This is a genomic window from Brucella thiophenivorans (assembly GCF_002252445.1).
Taxonomy (GTDB): Bacteria; Pseudomonadota; Alphaproteobacteria; order Rhizobiales; family Rhizobiaceae; genus Brucella; species Brucella thiophenivorans.
The window spans coordinates 119,926-138,431 of the sequence record NZ_NNRJ01000061.1; the positions used below are offsets into that span (position 1 = coordinate 119,926).

Here is an 18,506-nt window from a genome sequence, read left to right on the forward strand (position 1 = left end):
GATAGTCATGATGAAAGACTTCCAACTGACAGGTAAAAGCGCTGTCATTACCGGCGGTGCGAAAGGCATCGGACGCGCAATTGCTGAGCTTTTTGTCGAGGCGGGTGCCAATGTTATCATCACCGACCGCGATGAAGCCGCTGGCAAGGCGACCGTTGCCGAACTCAATGTGCTGCGTGTTTCGTCTGCGCGACTATACGTGCTCGACGTAACGGATAAGAATGCTGCTGAGCGAGTTGCAGAGGCAATTTCCAATGAAATTGGCGTGCCGGATATTTTGATCAACAATGCTGGTATTGTCAAAAATGCTGCCGCAAGCGATGTCACCGAAGACGATTGGCGGGCCGTTATCGATGTCAATTTAAATGGTGTTTTCTATTGTGCGCAAGCATTTGGAAAGCAAATGGCTGCTGCTGGTCGTGGCTCAATCGTCAATATCTCATCGATGTGCGGTGAGATTGTTGTCTATCCGCAGCCGCAGGTAGCCTACAATGCCGCAAAAGCTGGTGTTAATCTCGTGACTAAATCGCTGGCTGTTGAATGGGCAAAACGGGGCGTGCGCGTAAACGCGGTCGCACCTGGCTACACCGCAACGGAATTAACGCTTGCAGGTCGAAGCAATGATGAATGGTTTTCGATGTGGCTGGCGATGACACCACAGGGACGACTGGGGGAACCACGTGAGATCGCCAATGCTGTTCTTTTTCTTGCATCCGACGCCGCAAGCTTTGTCACCGGCACAGTGCTGAATGTTGATGGGGGCTATACCGCCCTTTGATTTCTGGAGGATAAAATGACTGAACATGCAAAGACAGCGCTGGTAACAGGTGCGAGCCGTGGCATCGGACGTGCCATTGCTATCGGCATGGCCAAGCGCGGATTTGACGTTGCTATCAACGATATTGAACGCCAGAAAGAAGCTTTGGAAGAGGTTGCAAAGGAAATCGAAGCGGTCGGTCGCCGTGCCTTGCCTGTTTTTGCCGATGTCAGTAGCAAAACCGATGTCGAAGCTATGGTGCAGAAAACCATGCATACGTTTGGCAGGATTGATGCTGTCGTCAACAATGCGGGCATTCTGATTGCCAGCGATGTTGAGCGTCTTAAGGAAGAGCATTGGGATAGCGTGCTTGATGTAAACGCTAAAGGTACATTTCTGGTCATTCAGGCTGTTTTACCTCACATGAAAAAGCAGAAATACGGTCGCATCGTGAATATAGCATCCATTGGCGGCAAGCATGGTGCACCGGAGCAGGCACATTATTCAGCCTCGAAGGCTGCAGTAATGGGCTTCACACGTGTCTTAGCACAGGAGGTTGGCACTTTCGGTATCACCGCCAATTGTGTCTGCCCGGGAATCATTCTGACTGATATGGGCCGTGTGAATCTCGATGATCGGATTGTTCGTGAGGCATGGCAGGAAAAGACTGCGCTGCGTCGGATTGGAGACCCTGAGGACGTTGTAGGGCCAGTGGCATTTCTAGCCTCAGACGACGCTGCTTTTGTGACCGGTCAAAGCCTCAATGTCGATGGCGGTATCGTTTTAAGCTAGGTTTTCTTCTTAAAACATACCCAATATTTTCTTTGAAAGTATCTATGGCAAAACTAGAGCGTTTCCCATTTTGATTGGATATAGAGAACCGCTCTAAGTATCTGTTTTGTTGCATTATCCGGCGTGAAACCGCTACGAAGTTTTGCTGGAAATTCTCTATACGCTGCTTAGCAGAATGCTGGTTTCGCTATTCGTTACGCCTTCGATTGTTCGCACTTCACGTAAGACACGGTCAAACTCGTGAAGACTTTCTGCATGTATCACTGCTACCAAATCCCATGATCCATTTGTGGTATGAAGCGTGCGTATCTGTGGCAGTCCGCGTAAGAGTTTTATGACCTTTGTAGTCGAACGGCCTTGCACCTCAATCAGCATGATCGCGTGCACAACACCATCATCATAATCTTGTCGCACCCGGATGGTGAAGCCCAGTGCTGCACCTGTTTCGAGCAGCCGGTCGAGGCGTGCCTGAACGGTCCCGCGTGAAACACCCATAATTGTTGCCAGTTTTGAGAGCGGCGCACGACCATCCTCTCTTAAAATAGCAATGAGCTTATGATCCAGTTCATCAAAAATATGCATAGCATTATTTACATTTTGACTGTGCAAATTGCTAGAACTTTTACATTTGACCCAGCAGTTTTACAATTTTAACTGACTTTATGCTCTCTTAATCTGCCTCTTAGAGTTCTGGTGGAGGAGCGTGTTACGATGTTGAGAGAGCGGGAGAAAAGTCCGATCAGACTGCAGAGTATTGCGCCGACATTTTTTTCCATCGGCAAAGCAAAACGTACTCTAAACCTTTGTTTTTACGCATGTCTTTCACGATATGCTTCAGCAGTGAGCACCGTCTGAGAATGAGCAGGCCATCTGTACAAAGCCCAAAATCGGTCGTTATGATCCGGCCACACCATTTTACGCCCAATGCGCAAACCGCAAAAGACAATGCATTTCAGTCCATAGACGAACGCCGTTCGGCTGAAGTTCTGGCCAGAGCAGCTTTTGACGAAGTGACGGTCATGGCCGAAGGATTGGCCGATGCGGGTGTAACGGTACATCTGTTTGAAGATGAAACGCAGGCACTGCCGGATTCCGTTTTTCCGAATAATTGGTTTTCAACCCATTCGGGCGGGCATGTCGCTATTTATCCGATGTTTTCGGAAAGCCGCCAGAAAGAACGCCGCCCGGATGTTATCGAGATGCTGAAACGGGATTATCGCGTTCAGGATGTTATTGATTATTCGGGATTGGAACGAGATCACTTCTATCTTGAAGGCACTGGTGCCATGGTCCTCGACCATATTGGTCGCGTTGCCTATGCAGCTCGCTCGAACCGCACGAATGAAGTGGCATTGGAACGGTTCTGCACACATTTCAATTTTGAGCCGATGGTTTTTAATGCGCTCGATTCGTCGGGAAAGCCGATTTATCACACCAATGTGCTGATGTGCATTGGTGCGGATTACGCGCTTGTCGGCACGGATATGATCACTGATCCGGCACGCCGTCAGGAGATTGTTGATCGCTTGCAGGAAACAGGTCGCACGGTCATCCATCTGTCCGCTGCACAGATCGGTGAGTTTGCCGGAAATGCCATTGAACTGGAAGGCCGGGATGGCCGGGTTCTCGCTCTTTCAGCACGCGCTTATGCTGCTCTGAGCAAGGCGCAGATTGAGACAATAGAGCAGACCGCAAAGCTGCTGCCATTCGCTGTACCAACGATTGAGCTGGCAGGCGGATCTGTTCGCTGCATGTTGGCCGGTATTCATCTTTCGCGCCGCACAACAAATGGCACACATTTGCTTTACGCAACAACAAGAGCCAGCTAGATAGGCTCCAGCTTAAATGAGGGTAACCTTCAATGTCTTCTAACAGACCCGTTTATGAGTTTAATTCGATCATCGTCCGTGAGCCTTCGCGCTCGGTGGTGAATGGTCTTCGTGCGCTGGATAGCGGCAATCCGACCTATGAAGGCGTGAAGGCCGAGCATGACGCCTATATTGCTGCCATGCGCGCAGCCGGCGTCGAAGTCACAATCCTTCCGGCACTTGAAGAATTCCCTGATTCCATCTTCGTCGAGGATCCAGCACTCACTTTCACAGAAGGTGCTATTCTGCTGCGTCCGGGTGCTCTAACGCGCGTTGGTGAAACAGCTTTGATCGAACCAACGCTTCGCAACATGTTCGACACGGTTATCGATCTTCCAGAACCGGGTTTTGCTGATGGCGGCGACGTTCTGACAACCCAGAAGAGCGTGATGATCGGCCTTTCCGCCCGCACTGACAAGGCGGGCGCTGCGGCTCTCATTGCAAGCCTCGAAAAGATCGGTCGCAAGGGTGAAGTTGTTTCGACACCGGAAGGTGTTCTTCATTTCAAAACTGACTGTTCGCTTGTTGATGACGAAACCGTTCTTTCCACGAGCCGCCTTGCTAAGTCCGGTGTGTTTTCGGGCCTTCGTCAATTGATCGTGCCGGAAGGTGAAGAGGCGGCTGCCAATGCACTGCGTGTCAATGACGTTGTGATGGTTGGCTCTGACTTCCCACGTACCATCGAATTGCTGGACAAGAGCGGCTATAACGTGGTTCCACTTAAGACCACGGAAATCGGCAAAATTGATGCTGGCCTTTCCTGCATGTCGCTTCGCTGGTATCGCAAATAATTCTGATGGCTCGGGGGCACAGGCTCCTGAGCCATTTTCTTTCTGCATTCCTCGTGCCTGTTATCATCCAAGTGCAGGCCGCTACAAAAATATAAGGAGAACGGGAACATGGTTGGTTTTAAAGGGAAAATTGCTGGCGCGATTGCGCTTGTTGCATTGGCCAGTGGTGCTGCTCAGGCTGAAAAACTTCGCCTCGGCATGACGCCTGAGCCATATATGCCATTCACGCAGGTCAATGCGGCAGGCGAATGGGAAGGGCTGGAAGCAGACCTTTCACGCGCGCTTTGCGATAAGCTTGCAGACAAGTGCGAGTTCAAGTCCATGGCTTGGGATGGCCTCATTCCTTCGCTGACCGAAAACAAGGTGGACTTTATTATTGGTGCGTTTTCGGTCACCGATGAGCGTCGCAAGGTCGTTGATTTCAGCACGCCTTATTATACCGAAGGTACGGTCGTTGTGGGTGCAAAGTCGGATACCGACAAGGTTGGCACGGTCGCTGCAAGCGACGGTTCCGGTGAAGTTGTCGATCAGGCAGCCCTGTCTGGCAAGATTGTCGGTGTTCAGACATCAAGCGTGCAGTCGGCTTACATGACCAAGTATCTGCCGGATGTTTCCCTCAAAAGCTACGATACAGCTGATAATTCGGTTGCTGATCTTGTTGCGGGTCGCGTTGATTATGTTCTTGCACCTGATTTGTTCGTGCAGAACTTCCTGAAAACCCCACAGGGTGCAGATTACGAAATCAAGCTGGTCACACCGAAGAATGTTGTTTTGGGCGAAGGCGTTGCCTATGCAGTTCGCAAGGGTGACACGGAAACGCTTGGAAAAGTCGATGCAGCACTCGCTGAACTCGACAAGGACGGCACACTTAAGGCGCTGGTCGATAAGTGGATTTTCGAACAGAAGTAATTTTGATTGGAAGCGGACGCCGGCAACGGCGTTCGCTCTACAGCATCGGCCAAAAATCGGAATCGTTTTTTCAGAGCCCGATGCGTAGGTTCAAAAATTCATAGCTTTTCTGCGTTTCGATACGAATAGAAAATCCTCTGAATTATTTTCCTGTTTGATCGGATTATTGTCCATGGATTCTTATTGGCAACTGCTAGCCTGGGGAAGTGAGGGCTGGGGAGACGAGTTTGCGCACGGACTTCTGATGACCTTGCAGGTCTCAGCTGTGGCATTTGCAGTCTCGTTTGTCTTTGGTCTTACTGGTGCCTCCGGGAAGCTTTCGCGCAATCGCTTCATAAAAGCCATTGCCGATTTATACACGACAGTTGTACGCGCTCTGCCGGAGCTGCTTGTTATTCTGTTGCTCTATTTTTCTGTCGCGACAGGTGCCGAAAAGCTGCTCAAAGCGACAGGTCTTGTTGGAAACAACTTCCAGTTCAGCGCCTTTTGGGCTGCGATCATAGCACTCGCATTCGTCAATGGCGCATTTATGACGGAAGTGCTGCGTGCCTCCTATCTGGCTATCCCACGGGGGCAAATTGAGGCTGCACTTTCCATTGGAATGCGCCGACGTCAGATATTCCTACGTGTTACTTTTCCGCAAATGATGCGTCATGCGGTTCCCGGCATTGGCAATCTTTGGCTGTCGATCACCAAGGAAAGCGCCATCATTTCGGTTCTCGGATCATTCCACGAATTGCTCTATACGGGCTACCGCGCAGCCGCATCCACCAAGCAATATGTTTTCTTCTATGGCCTCACAGCATTTCTGTTCCTGTGCATTACGCTGGTTTCGGTTCTGGTGATCATACAGCTTGAAAAGCGCCTGAGCAGGGGGCACGGATGATGGAATCGATCACAAAAATTATTGAGTTCCTGCCTCCGCTGATTAAAGCACTGCCGCTGACGCTGCTTTTGACAGCGACCGCCGGTGTTATTGGCCTGGTTTTTGGAACGCTGAGTGCACTGGCACTGCTTTCGAAACGCCGAATTCTGAAATGGCCGGCTTTCAGCTACACGTTTATTTTCCGGGGCACGCCGCTTCTGGTGCAGCTTTATCTGATCTATTACGGGCTAGGGCAAATCCTGCCGGGCACATGGGTCAGGCACAGCTTTCTTTGGCCCTACATGCGTGATGGCTTGTGGTATGCAGTCTTTGCACTAAGCCTTAATCAGGGTGCCTACAATGCAGAAGTCATTCGCGGTGCCATCAAATCAATCCCACGTGGGCAGATTGAAGCAGCTCTCTCCATTGGTATGAGCCGTTTCAAAGTGTTGCGCCGCATAACTTTACCACTGGCATTTCGTCATTGTATGCCGGTTCTGACCAGTGATCTTATTATCCTGCTCAAATCCACTTCTCTCGCTTCAACGATCACCATCATGGAAGTGATGGGTACGGCGCGCGCCCTTCAGCGCAGTTCCTTGTCGATTTTTGAACCACTGATTGCGGCAGGCATTCTTTATTTCACCGTTGTGTTCATCCTTACCCGGATCATGAATGTGGTTGAACGGCGCATGAGTGGCTCACGCGCGTCGATGGTCTGATCTGATTCAGGAGCAATTCAAAATGAAGCCCATGGCACTCAAGGTCGAAAATATTCATAAGAGCTTCGCTGGTGTTGAAGTTCTCAAAGGCATCTCATTTGAAGCCAGAAAAGGCGATGTCATATCGCTTATCGGTAGCAGTGGTTCCGGCAAAAGCACTTTGCTGCGCTGCATCAATTATCTGGAAACACCGGATAAGGGTGAGATTGCAGTGGCGGACGAAGTTATCCGCACCAAAGTTGATCGCGATGGCAAATCTCATGCTGCCGATCTGCGACAGCTTGAGCACATTCGCACGCGCCTTGGGATGGTCTTTCAGAGCTTCAATCTGTGGTCTCATCGCACGATCATTGAAAATATTATCGAAGGCCCAATCCATGTTCTGGGGATGTCCAAAGCCGAAGCAATCGCCGAGGCAGAGGTTTTGATGGAAAAGGTGGGCATTACCCCCAAACGCGATCAGTATCCGACCCAGCTTTCGGGCGGTCAGCAGCAGCGCGCCGCGATAGCGCGTGCGCTGGCAATGAAACCCGAAGTTATGCTGTTTGATGAACCGACTTCGGCACTCGACCCTGAGCTTGTGACGGAAGTTCTGCAAGTCATCAAGAAACTTGCAGAAGAAGGCCGGACGATGGTGATGGTAACACATGAAATGTCGCTTGCACGCGATATTTCAAGCGAAGTTATATTCCTACACCAAGGGCTGGTTGAGGAGCGTGGTTCACCTGATATTGTGATGCGTGATCCGAAGTCGGCACGACTGCGCCAGTTTCTGCACATGAATTGAGTGGGGGTATCATGACCGATAAAAATCTGGGTGGATTTGCCGACGAACTCAAAGCGATCCGCAGACACTTGCACAGCATTCCGGAACTGGGATTGGAGGAAGTGGAAACCTCCGACTATATAGCAGCTCGGTTGCAGGAATGGGGCTATGAAATGAGCAGGGGTCTTTCAAAGACCGGCATCGTGGCATCCCTTCGTCGTGGCAATTCAAATCGTTCTATCGGGTTTCGTGCGGATTTCGACGCGCTGCCGATTTTGGAAGAAACCGGACTGCCCTATGCAAGCAAAAATGCTGGCAAAATGCATGCTTGTGGCCATGATGGTCATACCGCAATGCTTTTAGGGGCGGCGTGGTCGCTTGCGCAGGATGAAGATTTTTCCGGAACCGTTCATTTTATTTTCCAGCCTGCCGAAGAAAACTATGGTGGTGCGCAGATCATGATCGAAGAAGGGCTCTTCGAGCGCTTTCCCTGCGATCAGGTTTTTGCGCTGCACAATTGGCCAGGTCTGGAAGCTGGAAAGTTTGCCTCCAAGGCTGGTCCGATAGCTGCTTCCATTGATGCGTTGACATTGACGGTAAAGGGCAGCGGCGGACATGGAGCAGAGCCTGAAAAGACGATCGACCCGATTGTGGCTGCATCAAGCATCGTTATGGCATTGCAAACGATTGTTGCCCGCAACGTCCCACCGCATCAGGCAAGCGTGATAACTGTCGGTGCGTTTAATTCCGGCGCGGTTTGCAACGTTATACCGGATACAGCCAAGCTTGAAATCTCGATGCGTGCGACTGATCCTGTCATCCGCAAGATGCTGCGTGATAAAGTCGAGCAAGTGGCAAAGATGCAGGCCGCAAGCTATGGCGCTGATGTAAGCTTTGAGTGGATGACGGGTTATCCGGCTACCATCAATGATGCGGCAGCATTCGAGCAGGCAAAAGCGACTGTTTCCCGACATTTCGGCGAATACGCTTTTGAAGAGCTGGATAGGCCATTCATGGGCAGTGAAGATTTTTCTTTCATGCTCGAAAAGACGGCTGGCGCTTATCTCCTGATTGGAAATGGCGATAGTTCTGGTCTGCACACCGCGACTTACAATTTCAATGATGAGATTCTTGAGCGTGGTGTATCCTTCTTCAGCCATCTTGCGAAAGACATACTCAGCGCCAAGCTCTAACTTGTGACTTCGTCCGTCAGTCTTTGGTGGACGAAGCCATTGCCTGCAATATGATAACCGTTGATGCTGCACCGGGATCAATGTGTCCAAGGGATCGTTCACGAAGGCGTGCCGCGCGACCCTTCGTTGCGATCATTGAGCGGGTCGAATTGGCACCGTTGGTTGCAGCCTGAACAACTTTTTCCCAGAACTCGCGGAAGTTTTGATTTTCGGATGCGGCAGTTTGAGCGGCTTCTCCTGCTGGTAGCCAGGCATCAAGCATCGTCTTGTCGCCGCGCTGGCCTTGGCCGCGCTCACGAATGCCAACCCCAATCGCTTCGATGATGACGGCGCAGGTTGCAGGATCAAGACTATCGCGACCCGCTGTTGCTTGTGCGGCGCGGCGGAACCCGGTTGCATAAAGTGGGCCGGTTGATGCTCCCACGGCGTTGATGAAGGCAGTTGCAGCCGTATTCAGAACCTTGGAAATATCGGCTTCATTCAGATCAAGCTGAATGAGCTCGCGCCTCACTGCCTTAAACCCAAGGTCCATAGTTGTTCCATGGTCGCCATCACCGATAGCGCCATCGAGTTCAGACAGCCGATCTTTATCAGTCTCAATCGCCGTCGAAACCGCATCAAACATGTTTGCAAGGCGACGAGCTACCGTTTCCGACATGATATTTCTCCTCAGGCCTTACAACGATAATCCGCATTTCTCATCATAAGGCATATGCTAATTTACTCACAGAAAGACAGGAAAATACAATATAAACAGCGTGTTAGCCAATTTTAAGGTTTGCTGTTTTACAAGGATGCAGCAATAGCTCTGTTAGTTCCTGGTCAAGATGAAGGATAGATATTGAAGCACCGACCATGTCCAGAGACGTGCAATAGTGCCCTATCCAATTGGCTTCGATATGGATATTTTTGGCCTCTAGCCGCTGCGCCACACGTCGATAGAGAACATAAAGTTCCATCAGCGGTGTCGCTCCAAAGGAGTTGACCAGAACGGCAACACGATCACCGGACACAGCCTTCATTTCGTTGAAGATCCTGTCCATGATGCTGTCAACGATTTCATCAGCCTGTCGGATACGATCACGCGATACACCCGGTTCACCATGAATGCCGACGCCGATCTCCATGTCGTCAGGACCGATCTCGAAATTATGCCGTCCGGTTTGCGGCAAAGAGCCAGGTTCCAGTGCAACGCCGATTGTGTAGGTTCGCGCGTTGGCTTTACGTGTAGCGACTTCGCAGGCTTCGAGCGAAAGCCCCTTATCGCAGGCCGCACCCGCTATCTTGAAAACAAAGAAATTACCTGCCACACCGCGACGTCCATCCTTGTCGTCTATGGGTGATGAGGCGATGTCGTCGGTTGTCAGAACAGTCCTGATCCTGACTCCTTTTTCTTCGGCCATTTCCGCAGCCATCTCGAAGTTCATCACATCTCCCGCATAGTTGCCATAGACGAAGAGAACACCCTCGCCATTGGATGCAGCGAGTGCACATTGAACAATGGGATCTGGCGGGGGAGATGAGAATACGTTGCCGACGGCCACTGCGTCAGCAAGTCCCTTGCCGACATAGCCGAGGAAACATGGCTCATGTCCAGCGCCCCCGCCAATCACAAGCCCAACCTTGCCTGGGCGTGGACCGTCACGCGCAACGAGCGCACGATTGGAGTCGCCGATTGGCTGGAGAAACTTGCCATGCGCCCTCACAACGCCATCGAGCATTTCCTCAACCACTTCATTTGGGTTGTTGAGCAGCTTTTTGACACGCATACGGAAGGCGGCAGGGATCTGACTGGCTTTGGGGCGCTGCGAAAGACGGGTATCAAGATCAATGACGCTATCCGCCCGCAAAATCCCGAGGCCGGTGGCCGCATCTGTAACCAGCACGTTGATATAGCCACCACGAAGTGCTGCCAGAAGTGCTGGTACTTTGTCAAAGCCACCAGCGACCGCAATACGTGTTTGTATCAGGCGCAGCTTATCGAGTGATATGCCGATTGTGCGGCCATCAAGCGGACCGGCAACCGGCTTTCCACGCTCATCGATGAAGCGTCCGCCGACAACGCCAACTGCTCCTGCTGCAAGATATTGCTGTAAGGAAACGGATTCAAAAAAGCCGCTTGTATGAATGGTGGAGTTTGAACGAAGCGAAGCAACGCCAAACAATATGCGATTGGCATTTTCGAGCGTCGCGAATTGCTCCTGTATCAAAGGTTCTTCAAACAGTACATTTTTTACGGTTGGTGAGCGAACCATCGCGGGTGCAGTGATATTGACGCAACGCGCAGCTACCGCTTCGGCAAGTACTGCGGCACAGCGCTCAGGCGTATATGCAAATGATGCAGTTGTGCCGCCTGTTGCCTGCACAACGGTTACATCTTGCAGTGCTGCAATATCGGTATGCTCAGCCACTGCCAGAACCGTTCGTCCCCAGGCGACAGCGACGGTATCGCCTGATTTGAGCGTTTTGTTGAGTGCGTGTGCACCGGCAACGCCAAGGCGGTCAATCAAAGGCCGGGCATTGTCATCATGCGGGATGATAAGACAATCCGTCAGGCCAAAATGACGTTTCAACTCCTGAGCGACGGACAAAGATTCAAGCCAGCCGCCACCGATGGAAATATTGACGATGCCTTTTTCGCGGGCTTCAGCCAGATAGCTGTTCACGGTCGCACGTGAGATGCCCATGACATCGGCAATCTCGCTCTGTGTGAGACCGTCTTCGTAATAAAGCCAACAGGCCCACACATAGGGGTCATCGCCATAACGCATCGGAATCGTGAACGAATTCTCGCTGGCATTTGCTTTGGGCTTGCCGAGCTTGCGCGATGTGTTGGGTTTGAGCGTCATGCGATTTTCTGTTGCCTCTCTCCTGCGCAGCAAACATGAAAGTGTTCAAACGCAAATGCAACATAGGCAAGCAAATTAGGCGTCTGAACGTGTGAACCCACACAGATTTCAGACGCCAAATTCAAAATCGAGACAGAAAGCCTAGTGCAAGCGGCTTTTTGCTTGTGATGCAAGGTCGTTCAGAATCAGCGCACAGGATGTAGCACCCGCATCAAGAACACCCACCGAGCGTTCACCAAGGCGGCTTGCGCGTCCGATTTTTGCAACCAAATTAAGCGTCGAGTCACGGCCAGCGTCGGCTGCTGCTGACAATGCATCCAAGCTTTCAGCAAAAGACTGACCTTTGCCATTGGCTTCGTCAAAAGCATGAATCGCTGGGATCAGCGTGTCGAGCAGTGTCTTGTCGCCAAGCTTTGCCGAACCGATTGACTGGATTCCTTCCAAACCCGCATGAAGCATCAAGCTGAAAGTCGCTGCATCGATATTTTCGACGCCTTCCAGCTTTTCCGCGAATTCATTGAACATCACGCCATAAAGCGGACCCATCGAGCCACCAATCTCGGTCAGCAGCACTGTTCCAAGCGTATCCAAACCTTCGGCAAGTGTAACGTCTTTGCCGCGTAGGCGTTCGGCTGCGAGGCCGAAACCCTTGGCCATGTTCACACCATGGTCGCCATCGCCGATCTTGCCGTCAATTTCACTCAGATAGGCTTTATTTTCGATAATCCGGTCTGCAAGTGAAAGAACGATTTCACCCGATCCGGCATTTTTAAATGTCTGCATGATGTGTTTCTTTCTTACAAAACCGCGGTGCAGCGGGATTCTACATCGAGCAAAGCTTTCAACTCATCATCCAAAGCCATGATTGTCAGCGTCGCGCCAACCATTTCGAGCGAAGTAAAATAGTTGCCGACATAGGTGCGGTAAATCTTGAGACCGCGTGCGGTGATTTCCTGCTCGATGGTATCGTTTAGGATGTAAAGCTCATTGATCGGCGTTGCGCCCAGCCCGGAAACCAGAACCGCAACTTCCGTGCCTTCGGCCAAATTGTGATCGTCGAGAACGATCTTGGTCATATCCTTAGCAACTTCATCAGCACGCTTGAGCGGCTCAACGCGCACACCAGGTTCGCCATGATGACCAATGCCGACTTCCATCGTGCCAGGCTCAATCTGGAAATTTGGATGGCCAACGGCTGGCAATGTGCATGGACCAAGACCAACGCCGATGGAACGGCAATTGTCGATGGCCTTCTGCGCTGTTGCCTGAACTTCCTGAAGGCTTGCGCCCGATGCAGCTTTTGCGCCGCCAACCTTCCACATGAAGATTTCGCCAGCAACGCCGCGACGCTTTTCGCGTTCTTCGATAGGAGCGGAGCAAACATCATCATTGGCGACAACCGTCAGAACTTCAATTCCGGCCTTGGCCGCTAGCTTGATGGCCATTTTGACGTTCATGTTATCGCCGGCATAGTTGCCGTAGAGACAGACGACGCCCTTGCCGCCATTGGCTTCACGAGCGGCGTCGTAGAAGCTCTTGGCAGTCGGCGAAGAGAACAGTTCGCCAACAGCTACAGCATCAAGCAGGTTTTTGCCGGTATAGCCGATGAACGCTGGCTCATGGCCAGAACCACCGCCGGTAATGACGCCAACTTTGCCCTCAATCGGTGCATCTTTAGCGACAACCACGCGCGGGTTTTCCGTCGACAAACGGACAAGGTCCTTATGCGCCTTGACGAAACCCTTGACTGTATCTTCGACAACTTCATCCGGGTTATTGATAAATCTTTGCATTTTGCACCTATGAAAGGCGAGAGGTTAGTTCCCGCTCTATAATTGTAAAGCTTAGCTCGCGGCCCCGGGCCGTTTGGTTTTTAGAGCGTATTTCGATTTGATTGCATCAAATCGGCGCTCTAAATATTTGTTTTAACGCGCATCTTTGTCCGAAAACCGTTTCACACTTTTCGGGATGTGCTCTAAAGAATTGTGTAGCCACCGTCGATCAGAAGGTCGGCACCATTTATCATGTCCGCACCGCTTGAACTTAGAAATACTGCTGCGGCTGCAATTTCTTGCGGGTATGCAAAGCGTCCGGCTGGAATGCGCTTCTTTGCTGCTTCGCCCTTTTCACCGCTCCAAGCTTTTTTACCCAGTTCCGTAAGAACAATGGTCGGCGAAATCGTATTGACGGTGATGCCGTATTTTCCCCATTCGGCGGCAAAGGTTTTCGACATGCCGATAACACCGAACTTCGACGCGCAGTAAGCAACATGCTCTTCAATCGCAACAGTACCGGCCTGCGAGGCGAGATTGACGATCTTGCCGCCTTTGCCAGCAGCGATCATCGCACGGCCCACTTCCTGCGTGACGAGGAAGCTGCCCTTGAGGTTGATCGCAATCGTGCGATCCCAATCAGAAATAGTCAGGTCTTCCGCGGGAGCAAGAAACACCACACCCGCGCTGTTTACGGCAATATCAATCTGTCCAAATGTTTCGACCACACCCGATATAGCTGCCTTAACCGAAGCTGCATCAGATACATCGCATACGAACGGCTTTGCATCCTCTCCAAGCGCGTTTGCTTTAGCTCGTGCCTGATCCGCATTTATGTCGAGAACGGCAACCTTTGCGCCCTTGGCAGCGAAGGCTTCAGCGACAGCCGCGCCAATACCGGAAGCAGCACCGGTTACCAGAGCAACTTTGCCATTAAGCGGAAAGTTCAGGTCTATTTGGGGAGATTGATCGGACATTGTTTAATCCTCGGTGTTGAGGGTAACGGAAATATATGGGGTGCGGGACGAGCAGGGGTCTGCTCATCCCGCGTGTCTGTTACTTACGTGCTTCCAGCAGCTTGTCGACATTGTCAGCGGTGACTGGTGTCCAAGGAACATTGTATTCCTTGTCCTTGCCGTCGTTGAACGGCATGTCAGGATACTGAGCCCAGATTTCGGACTGTGGCTTGTAGTCGCCCTTCTTCGCGTGGAAGATTGCGAGGTCCATTGCGCCTTGCGCCTGCGCATGTGCATCCTGCAAGATAGAAGTCATGGTGCCAGCCTTAACAGCGTTAAGCGCATCGGTCACACCATCGATACCGGCAATTGCAAAGTCATCAACCTTAAGACCTGCCGATTTGATTGCTTCAATCGCGCCAAGAGCCATTTCGTCATTCTGGCCGATGACGCCGTTGATCTGGCCCTTATGCGATGTCAGCCAATTTTCCATCAGTGTCTGTGCTTCCGCGCGCGACCAGTTTGCAGTCTGTTGCTCCAGAACCTTTACGTCAGGGCATTCGGCCAGAGCTTTCTTATTGCCTTCAAGTCGTGAAACCTGCGCCGATTGACCAATTGGGCCTTCTATGATCACGACATTACCCTTGCAGCCAATCTTGTCGAGAACGGTTTTGGCTTCCATGTAGCCGGATACCGCATCGTCCGAACCGACATAAGCGGCCAGAAGATCGGAGTTTACACGGGTGTTGGAGCCGACAACGGGAATGTTTGCATCAGCAGCCGCCTGAACGGCAGTCGCACCGGCCTCAACATCGATAGGTGCAAAAATGATCGCATCAAACTGCTGCGTGATCATGGTGTTGAACTGTTCCTGCTGAACGAGCGCGTCATAACGGCCATCGAAAACAGTGAGCGTAACTTCGCCACTTTTGACGGCTGGATGTTCTTTCAGCGCTTCAGACCAGATCTGCATAAATTCTGCATTCAGGCCGTAAGGTGCAGCGCCAATCTTGAGCTTTTCCTGAGCCTGTGCGGCACTTGCAAACAGAGCCGTAGCCGATGCTAAGGCAATCAGCAATTTATTCATAACTCTTCTCCTCCACATTGTCCGCAATTGTTAAAAATGCGGGTTTCATTGCGCCATAGGACTGGCAATTAGAAACTTTTAGAAATCAGGCATTCTGGTTGCGCTTCTGATCGAGCATCACAGCGCCGACGATCAGCGCGCCTTTAAGAACCTGTTGGTAGTAAGATTCGATACCCATCAGATCGAGACCATTGTTCATCACGCCGATGATCAGTGCTCCGATCAGCGTTCCGGTCACGCGTCCCACACCGCCCGCAAGGCTGGTGCCGCCGATAACAACCGCAGCAATTGCATCAAGTTCGTAAGCAATACCGGCCTGTGGCAGTGCCGATCCGGTACGGGCTGCGAGCATCATGCCAGCAAGGCCCGAAAGTGTGCCGGAAATGACATAGACGGTGAAACGGATACGGGTGACATTGATACCCGATGTCTTGGCTGCATGTGGGTTGCCGCCGACTGCATAAATATAACGACCAAAGCGGCTACGCGAGAGCACCCACCAGGCAACTGCAAACACAACCGCCAGAATGATAACAGGCATTGGAATGCCGATGATTTTCTCAGTGCCGATCCAGCGGAAATCTGGTGTGAGCGCCGGAACAGGCTTGCCGCCGCCATAAATGAGAGTAAGGCCACGTGCAGCCGAGAGCATGCCAAGTGTCGCGACAAATGCCGGAACCGAAAAACGCGAAACAATCCAGCCAACCAGTGCACCACACGCGGCACCAACTGCTAGACCTGCGGCAATAGCCACAATTGCGGGGTGGGGGCCGCCTGCAACACCAGCGGTTGCCGACGTTGTGGCAAGGCTCGCTGCAACAATGCCCGTAAGCGCTGCAACCGAGCCGACAGAAAGATCAATGCCACGCGTCAGAATGACAAAGGTCATGCCAATTGCCAGCACACCATTGATTGAGGTCTGCAAGAGAACATTTGAGATGTTGCCGGTTGTCAAAAAGTAAGGATTTGACACGGAGAGAATGAAGACCAGAAGCAGGAAGGCGAGGAAAATGCCGTATTCCTGAATGATCAACCGGCGCTTCTCGGAAGCAAACCAGCTGCTCGTTTGTGTTTTTTCGATGTTACTCACGTTTTCCAGCCTCTCAATGTCAGGCGTAATCTCAAACAGGCGCTTAATTCCGTCGCTTAACGCGCATCAGGTAGACAGATGCACCAGCTTTTGTGCGTCGGTATCGGCTCTGTCGTAAACGCCAGCCGACCGGCCTTGCCGCATCACAAGGATACGGTCGGACATGCCCAGGACTTCGTCGATTTCAGATGAAATCATTACGACAGTGCCGCCTGACGCAGTGAATTCGCAGATGATGCGATAAATTTCGCGCTTAGCGCCCACATCCACGCCTCGCGTCGGCTCATCAAGCAATAGCAGCCGTGGATTACGCAGGAACCATTTACCCAGCACGACTTTCTGCTGGTTGCCGCCTGAAAGGCCCGAAACCGACATGGTGTCACTTGCTGCCTTGATGCCAAAATGCTCGATCATTTTCGCGCTTGCCGCTGCTTCCTCGCGCTGGCGCATTGCAAGTGCCGGGCTCATTTCAGGGAGGCTTGCGAGACAAATATTGGCACGCACGCTGTCGCTTAAATTAAGACCGGTCAGCTTGCGATCTTCGGTCACAAAGGCAACGCCTTCAGCCATCGCATCTGCAGGTTTGCCCACTTTGAGCGTGCGCCCCTCAAGGCGAATTTCGCCTTTGCTTGCTTTGTCGAGGCCAAAGATGCAGTTGAAAATTTCTGAACGTCCAGAACCCATCAGCCCGTAAATTCCAAAGATTTCCCCCTTGCGAACCGAGAATGAAATATCTTCGATCTTGCCTGGCAGAGAGAGATCGGAAACCTCGAAACCGATCTGATCGGTCGGTTCGTTGGTCTTGATGAATTCTTCGCCTAGCTCGCGTCCGACGATTAGACGGATCAGTTCCGGGCGATCAATATCACTCAACGCACCCGAACCGACATAGCCGCCATCGCGGAAAACCGTATAGGAATCTGCAATCTGGAAAATCTCGGACAGGCGATGCGAGACATAGACAATACCCTTGCCCTCAGCTTTAAGGCGCTCAACGGCTTTGAACAGATGCTGCGCTTCCTTCTCACCGATGGCCGATGTTGGCTCATCCATGAAGATCACATCGGCATTGTGGCTGAATGCTTTGGCGATTTCCACGAGCTGCATCTGGGCAACTGATAACTGACTCATTACCTGCGTCGCACGAATGTCGAATTCCAGACGATCCAGAAGCGTCTGCGCTTCACGATTCATCTTCTTGAAGTCGATGCCGCCAAAGCGTGTGGAAGGCTCGCGACCAAGAAAAATATTCTCCGCAACGCTCATATGCGGAACAGGGCTGAGTTCCTGCTCGATAATTGCGATGCCAGATTTAAGGGCTTCCGCAGGTGTCGAATATTTAACTTCCTTGCCGCGAAGCCAGATTGTACCGCCGTCGCGCTGCTGAATACCCATAAGAATCGAGAGAAACGTAGATTTGCCTGCGCCATTTCCTCCACACAGAGCGTGGACCGAGCCTGCATGGAGTTCCAGCTGACCATTGCGTAAGGCCGCAACTCCACCGAACGATTTTTTCAGGCTCTCAACTTTCAATAGCGTCTGCACGGCATCCTCCTTGACCACGCATGACAAAAATCGCCAATTATTCGACATATGTCAATACGGATGAATTACATTTGTCGAATTATATCTATCAAATGTCGAAATAGGGATTTCTTAGCGACCGAGGTCAGGAGTTTTCTGGATTTTGGAAAGGTGGGAAAGTGATAATGGTGTCCTTCGGCCTAAGGCGAAAGACGCCCAAATAGGCGATTAAATTCCAACACGCTCCAACAAAGCGGCCTGCGTTCTTCGAGATAGGTAACGTGCTCCACCCATCGCTTATGCTAGTGTACAAAAGACGAAGCCCGCCATTTGGCGGGCTTTGTTTATTGTTTAAGCGCCGTAAGGCACCCAGATATTTTTGACTTGTGTGGCTCTGCGGAGGTAATCACGGCCTTGCGCTTCATGCGTGTTGCTCCAGTTGGGCAGACGACCATTGCTGACCCAGGTGGCCTTGAGGTTTCCAGCCGATGCTTTTTCGACCATGCCACTGCCTTCCTTGGAGCCAAAGTACCAAAGCGCTGCCACTTCATCATGTTCGGTCAGG

19 protein-coding genes are annotated in these 18,506 nt (G+C 51.6%); 9 read left to right on the forward strand and 10 right to left on the reverse strand.

The genetic code is table 11. The annotated features are described in order from the left end of the window. Positions 1-7: 7 nt before the first annotated feature. Positions 8-778: an SDR family NAD(P)-dependent oxidoreductase gene (locus CEV31_RS19165; RefSeq protein WP_094509556.1), complete on the forward strand. Its 771-nt coding sequence runs from the start codon at positions 8-10 to the stop codon at positions 776-778. Between the two features lie 15 nt (positions 779-793). Beyond that, on the forward strand, positions 794-1,549 hold the full coding sequence (locus CEV31_RS19170) for an SDR family NAD(P)-dependent oxidoreductase (RefSeq protein ID WP_094509558.1): 756 nt from the start codon (positions 794-796) through the stop codon (positions 1,547-1,549). 156 nt (positions 1,550-1,705) lie between these two features. Here the strand turns inward: CEV31_RS19170 and CEV31_RS19175 are convergent, their stop codons facing one another. After that, complete coding sequence (locus CEV31_RS19175; RefSeq protein WP_094509560.1) at positions 1,706-2,131, reverse strand: Lrp/AsnC family transcriptional regulator; 426 nt, start codon at positions 2,129-2,131, stop codon at positions 1,706-1,708. Positions 2,132-2,406: 275 nt separating this feature from the next. On the opposite strand from CEV31_RS19175, the gene ctlX reads away from it, so the two are divergent. From ctlX to CEV31_RS19210, 7 genes are all read left to right on the forward strand, one after another. Further along, positions 2,407-3,378: a citrulline utilization hydrolase CtlX gene (gene ctlX, locus CEV31_RS19180; protein WP_094509562.1), complete on the forward strand. Its 972-nt coding sequence runs from the start codon at positions 2,407-2,409 to the stop codon at positions 3,376-3,378. A gap of 32 nt (positions 3,379-3,410) precedes the next feature. Continuing rightward, the gene (locus CEV31_RS19185; RefSeq protein WP_094509564.1) at positions 3,411-4,208 is read left to right on the forward strand and encodes a dimethylarginine dimethylaminohydrolase family protein; all 798 of its coding nucleotides are present in this window, start codon (positions 3,411-3,413) and stop codon (positions 4,206-4,208) included. A gap of 108 nt (positions 4,209-4,316) precedes the next feature. Beyond that, positions 4,317-5,117, forward strand: coding sequence for a transporter substrate-binding domain-containing protein (locus CEV31_RS19190; RefSeq protein WP_094509566.1), 801 nt, complete (start codon positions 4,317-4,319; stop codon positions 5,115-5,117). A gap of 172 nt (positions 5,118-5,289) precedes the next feature. Next, the gene (locus tag CEV31_RS19195; protein WP_094509569.1) at positions 5,290-6,003 is read left to right on the forward strand and encodes an ABC transporter permease; all 714 of its coding nucleotides are present in this window, start codon (positions 5,290-5,292) and stop codon (positions 6,001-6,003) included. Next, positions 6,000-6,704 (forward strand): ABC transporter permease, encoded by a 705-nt coding sequence (locus CEV31_RS19200; protein ID WP_235818178.1) that lies wholly within the window; start codon positions 6,000-6,002, stop codon positions 6,702-6,704. The genes CEV31_RS19195 and CEV31_RS19200 overlap by 4 nt, the downstream gene beginning before the upstream one ends. 22 nt (positions 6,705-6,726) lie before the next feature. Continuing rightward, positions 6,727-7,491, forward strand: a complete 765-nt coding sequence (locus CEV31_RS19205) for an ABC transporter ATP-binding protein (RefSeq protein ID WP_094509573.1) — start codon at positions 6,727-6,729, stop codon at positions 7,489-7,491. Positions 7,492-7,502: 11 nt separating this feature from the next. Then, the gene (locus tag CEV31_RS19210) at positions 7,503-8,663 is read left to right on the forward strand and encodes a M20 aminoacylase family protein (protein WP_094509575.1); all 1,161 of its coding nucleotides are present in this window, start codon (positions 7,503-7,505) and stop codon (positions 8,661-8,663) included. A gap of 16 nt (positions 8,664-8,679) precedes the next feature. On the opposite strand, the gene dhaL (CEV31_RS19215) is transcribed toward CEV31_RS19210, so the two are convergent. The 9 genes from dhaL (CEV31_RS19215) to CEV31_RS19255 all read right to left on the reverse strand — a co-directional run. Further along, complete coding sequence (gene dhaL / locus CEV31_RS19215) at positions 8,680-9,321, reverse strand: dihydroxyacetone kinase subunit DhaL (RefSeq protein ID WP_094509577.1); 642 nt, start codon at positions 9,319-9,321, stop codon at positions 8,680-8,682. Between the two features lie 103 nt (positions 9,322-9,424). Then, complete coding sequence (locus tag CEV31_RS19220; protein WP_094509579.1) at positions 9,425-11,512, reverse strand: bifunctional sugar-binding transcriptional regulator/dihydroxyacetone kinase subunit DhaK; 2,088 nt, start codon at positions 11,510-11,512, stop codon at positions 9,425-9,427. 141 nt (positions 11,513-11,653) lie between these two features. After that, positions 11,654-12,295 carry a dihydroxyacetone kinase subunit DhaL gene (gene dhaL / locus CEV31_RS19225; RefSeq protein WP_094509581.1) on the reverse strand — a complete coding sequence of 214 codons (642 nt, stop codon included), beginning with the start codon at positions 12,293-12,295 and terminating at the stop codon, positions 11,654-11,656. Positions 12,296-12,309: 14 nt separating this feature from the next. Then, the gene (locus tag CEV31_RS19230; protein ID WP_094509583.1) at positions 12,310-13,305 is read right to left on the reverse strand and encodes a dihydroxyacetone kinase subunit DhaK; all 996 of its coding nucleotides are present in this window, start codon (positions 13,303-13,305) and stop codon (positions 12,310-12,312) included. A gap of 182 nt (positions 13,306-13,487) precedes the next feature. Beyond that, positions 13,488-14,261, reverse strand: coding sequence for an SDR family oxidoreductase (locus CEV31_RS19235; RefSeq protein WP_094509585.1), 774 nt, complete (start codon positions 14,259-14,261; stop codon positions 13,488-13,490). Positions 14,262-14,340: 79 nt separating this feature from the next. Next, a complete protein-coding gene (locus CEV31_RS19240) occupies positions 14,341-15,327 on the reverse strand; it encodes a substrate-binding domain-containing protein (RefSeq protein ID WP_094509587.1) in 987 nt (328 codons plus the stop codon). An 85-nt stretch (positions 15,328-15,412) separates the two neighbouring features. Beyond that, the gene (locus tag CEV31_RS19245; RefSeq protein WP_094509589.1) at positions 15,413-16,417 is read right to left on the reverse strand and encodes an ABC transporter permease; all 1,005 of its coding nucleotides are present in this window, start codon (positions 16,415-16,417) and stop codon (positions 15,413-15,415) included. Positions 16,418-16,483: 66 nt separating this feature from the next. Beyond that, entirely contained in the window at positions 16,484-17,962 is a 1,479-nt protein-coding gene (locus CEV31_RS19250; protein ID WP_094509629.1) for a sugar ABC transporter ATP-binding protein, read from the reverse strand. A 330-nt stretch (positions 17,963-18,292) separates the two neighbouring features. Further along, the coding region (locus CEV31_RS19255) for a hypothetical protein (protein ID WP_143850991.1) at positions 18,293-18,506 on the reverse strand (214 nt) is incomplete at its 5' end.

Bases quoted from the DNA above. Each gene is read 5' to 3' on its own strand.
- CEV31_RS19205 (WP_094509573.1), top strand. From the start codon at position 6,727: ATGAAGCCCATGGCACTCAAGGTCGAAAATATTCATAAGAGCTTCGCT.
- CEV31_RS19165 (WP_094509556.1), top strand. From the start codon at position 8: ATGATGAAAGACTTCCAACTGACAGGTAAAAGCGCTGTCATTACCGGC.
- CEV31_RS19240 (WP_094509587.1), bottom strand. From the start codon at position 15,327: ATGAATAAATTGCTGATTGCCTTAGCATCGGCTACGGCTCTGTTTGCA.
- dhaL (WP_094509577.1), bottom strand. From the start codon at position 9,321: ATGTCGGAAACGGTAGCTCGTCGCCTTGCAAACATGTTTGATGCGGTT.
- CEV31_RS19200 (WP_235818178.1), top strand. From the start codon at position 6,000: ATGATGGAATCGATCACAAAAATTATTGAGTTCCTGCCTCCGCTGATT.
- CEV31_RS19175 (WP_094509560.1), bottom strand. From the start codon at position 2,131: ATGCATATTTTTGATGAACTGGATCATAAGCTCATTGCTATTTTAAGA.
- CEV31_RS19185 (WP_094509564.1), top strand. From the start codon at position 3,411: ATGTCTTCTAACAGACCCGTTTATGAGTTTAATTCGATCATCGTCCGT.
- CEV31_RS19170 (WP_094509558.1), top strand. From the start codon at position 794: ATGACTGAACATGCAAAGACAGCGCTGGTAACAGGTGCGAGCCGTGGC.
- CEV31_RS19230 (WP_094509583.1), bottom strand. From the start codon at position 13,305: ATGCAAAGATTTATCAATAACCCGGATGAAGTTGTCGAAGATACAGTC.
- CEV31_RS19195 (WP_094509569.1), top strand. From the start codon at position 5,290: ATGGATTCTTATTGGCAACTGCTAGCCTGGGGAAGTGAGGGCTGGGGA.
- CEV31_RS19220 (WP_094509579.1), bottom strand. From the start codon at position 11,512: ATGACGCTCAAACCCAACACATCGCGCAAGCTCGGCAAGCCCAAAGCA.
- CEV31_RS19210 (WP_094509575.1), top strand. From the start codon at position 7,503: ATGACCGATAAAAATCTGGGTGGATTTGCCGACGAACTCAAAGCGATC.
- ctlX (WP_094509562.1), top strand. From the start codon at position 2,407: ATGAGCAGGCCATCTGTACAAAGCCCAAAATCGGTCGTTATGATCCGG.
- CEV31_RS19235 (WP_094509585.1), bottom strand. From the start codon at position 14,261: ATGTCCGATCAATCTCCCCAAATAGACCTGAACTTTCCGCTTAATGGC.
- dhaL (WP_094509581.1), bottom strand. From the start codon at position 12,295: ATGCAGACATTTAAAAATGCCGGATCGGGTGAAATCGTTCTTTCACTT.
- CEV31_RS19190 (WP_094509566.1), top strand. From the start codon at position 4,317: ATGGTTGGTTTTAAAGGGAAAATTGCTGGCGCGATTGCGCTTGTTGCA.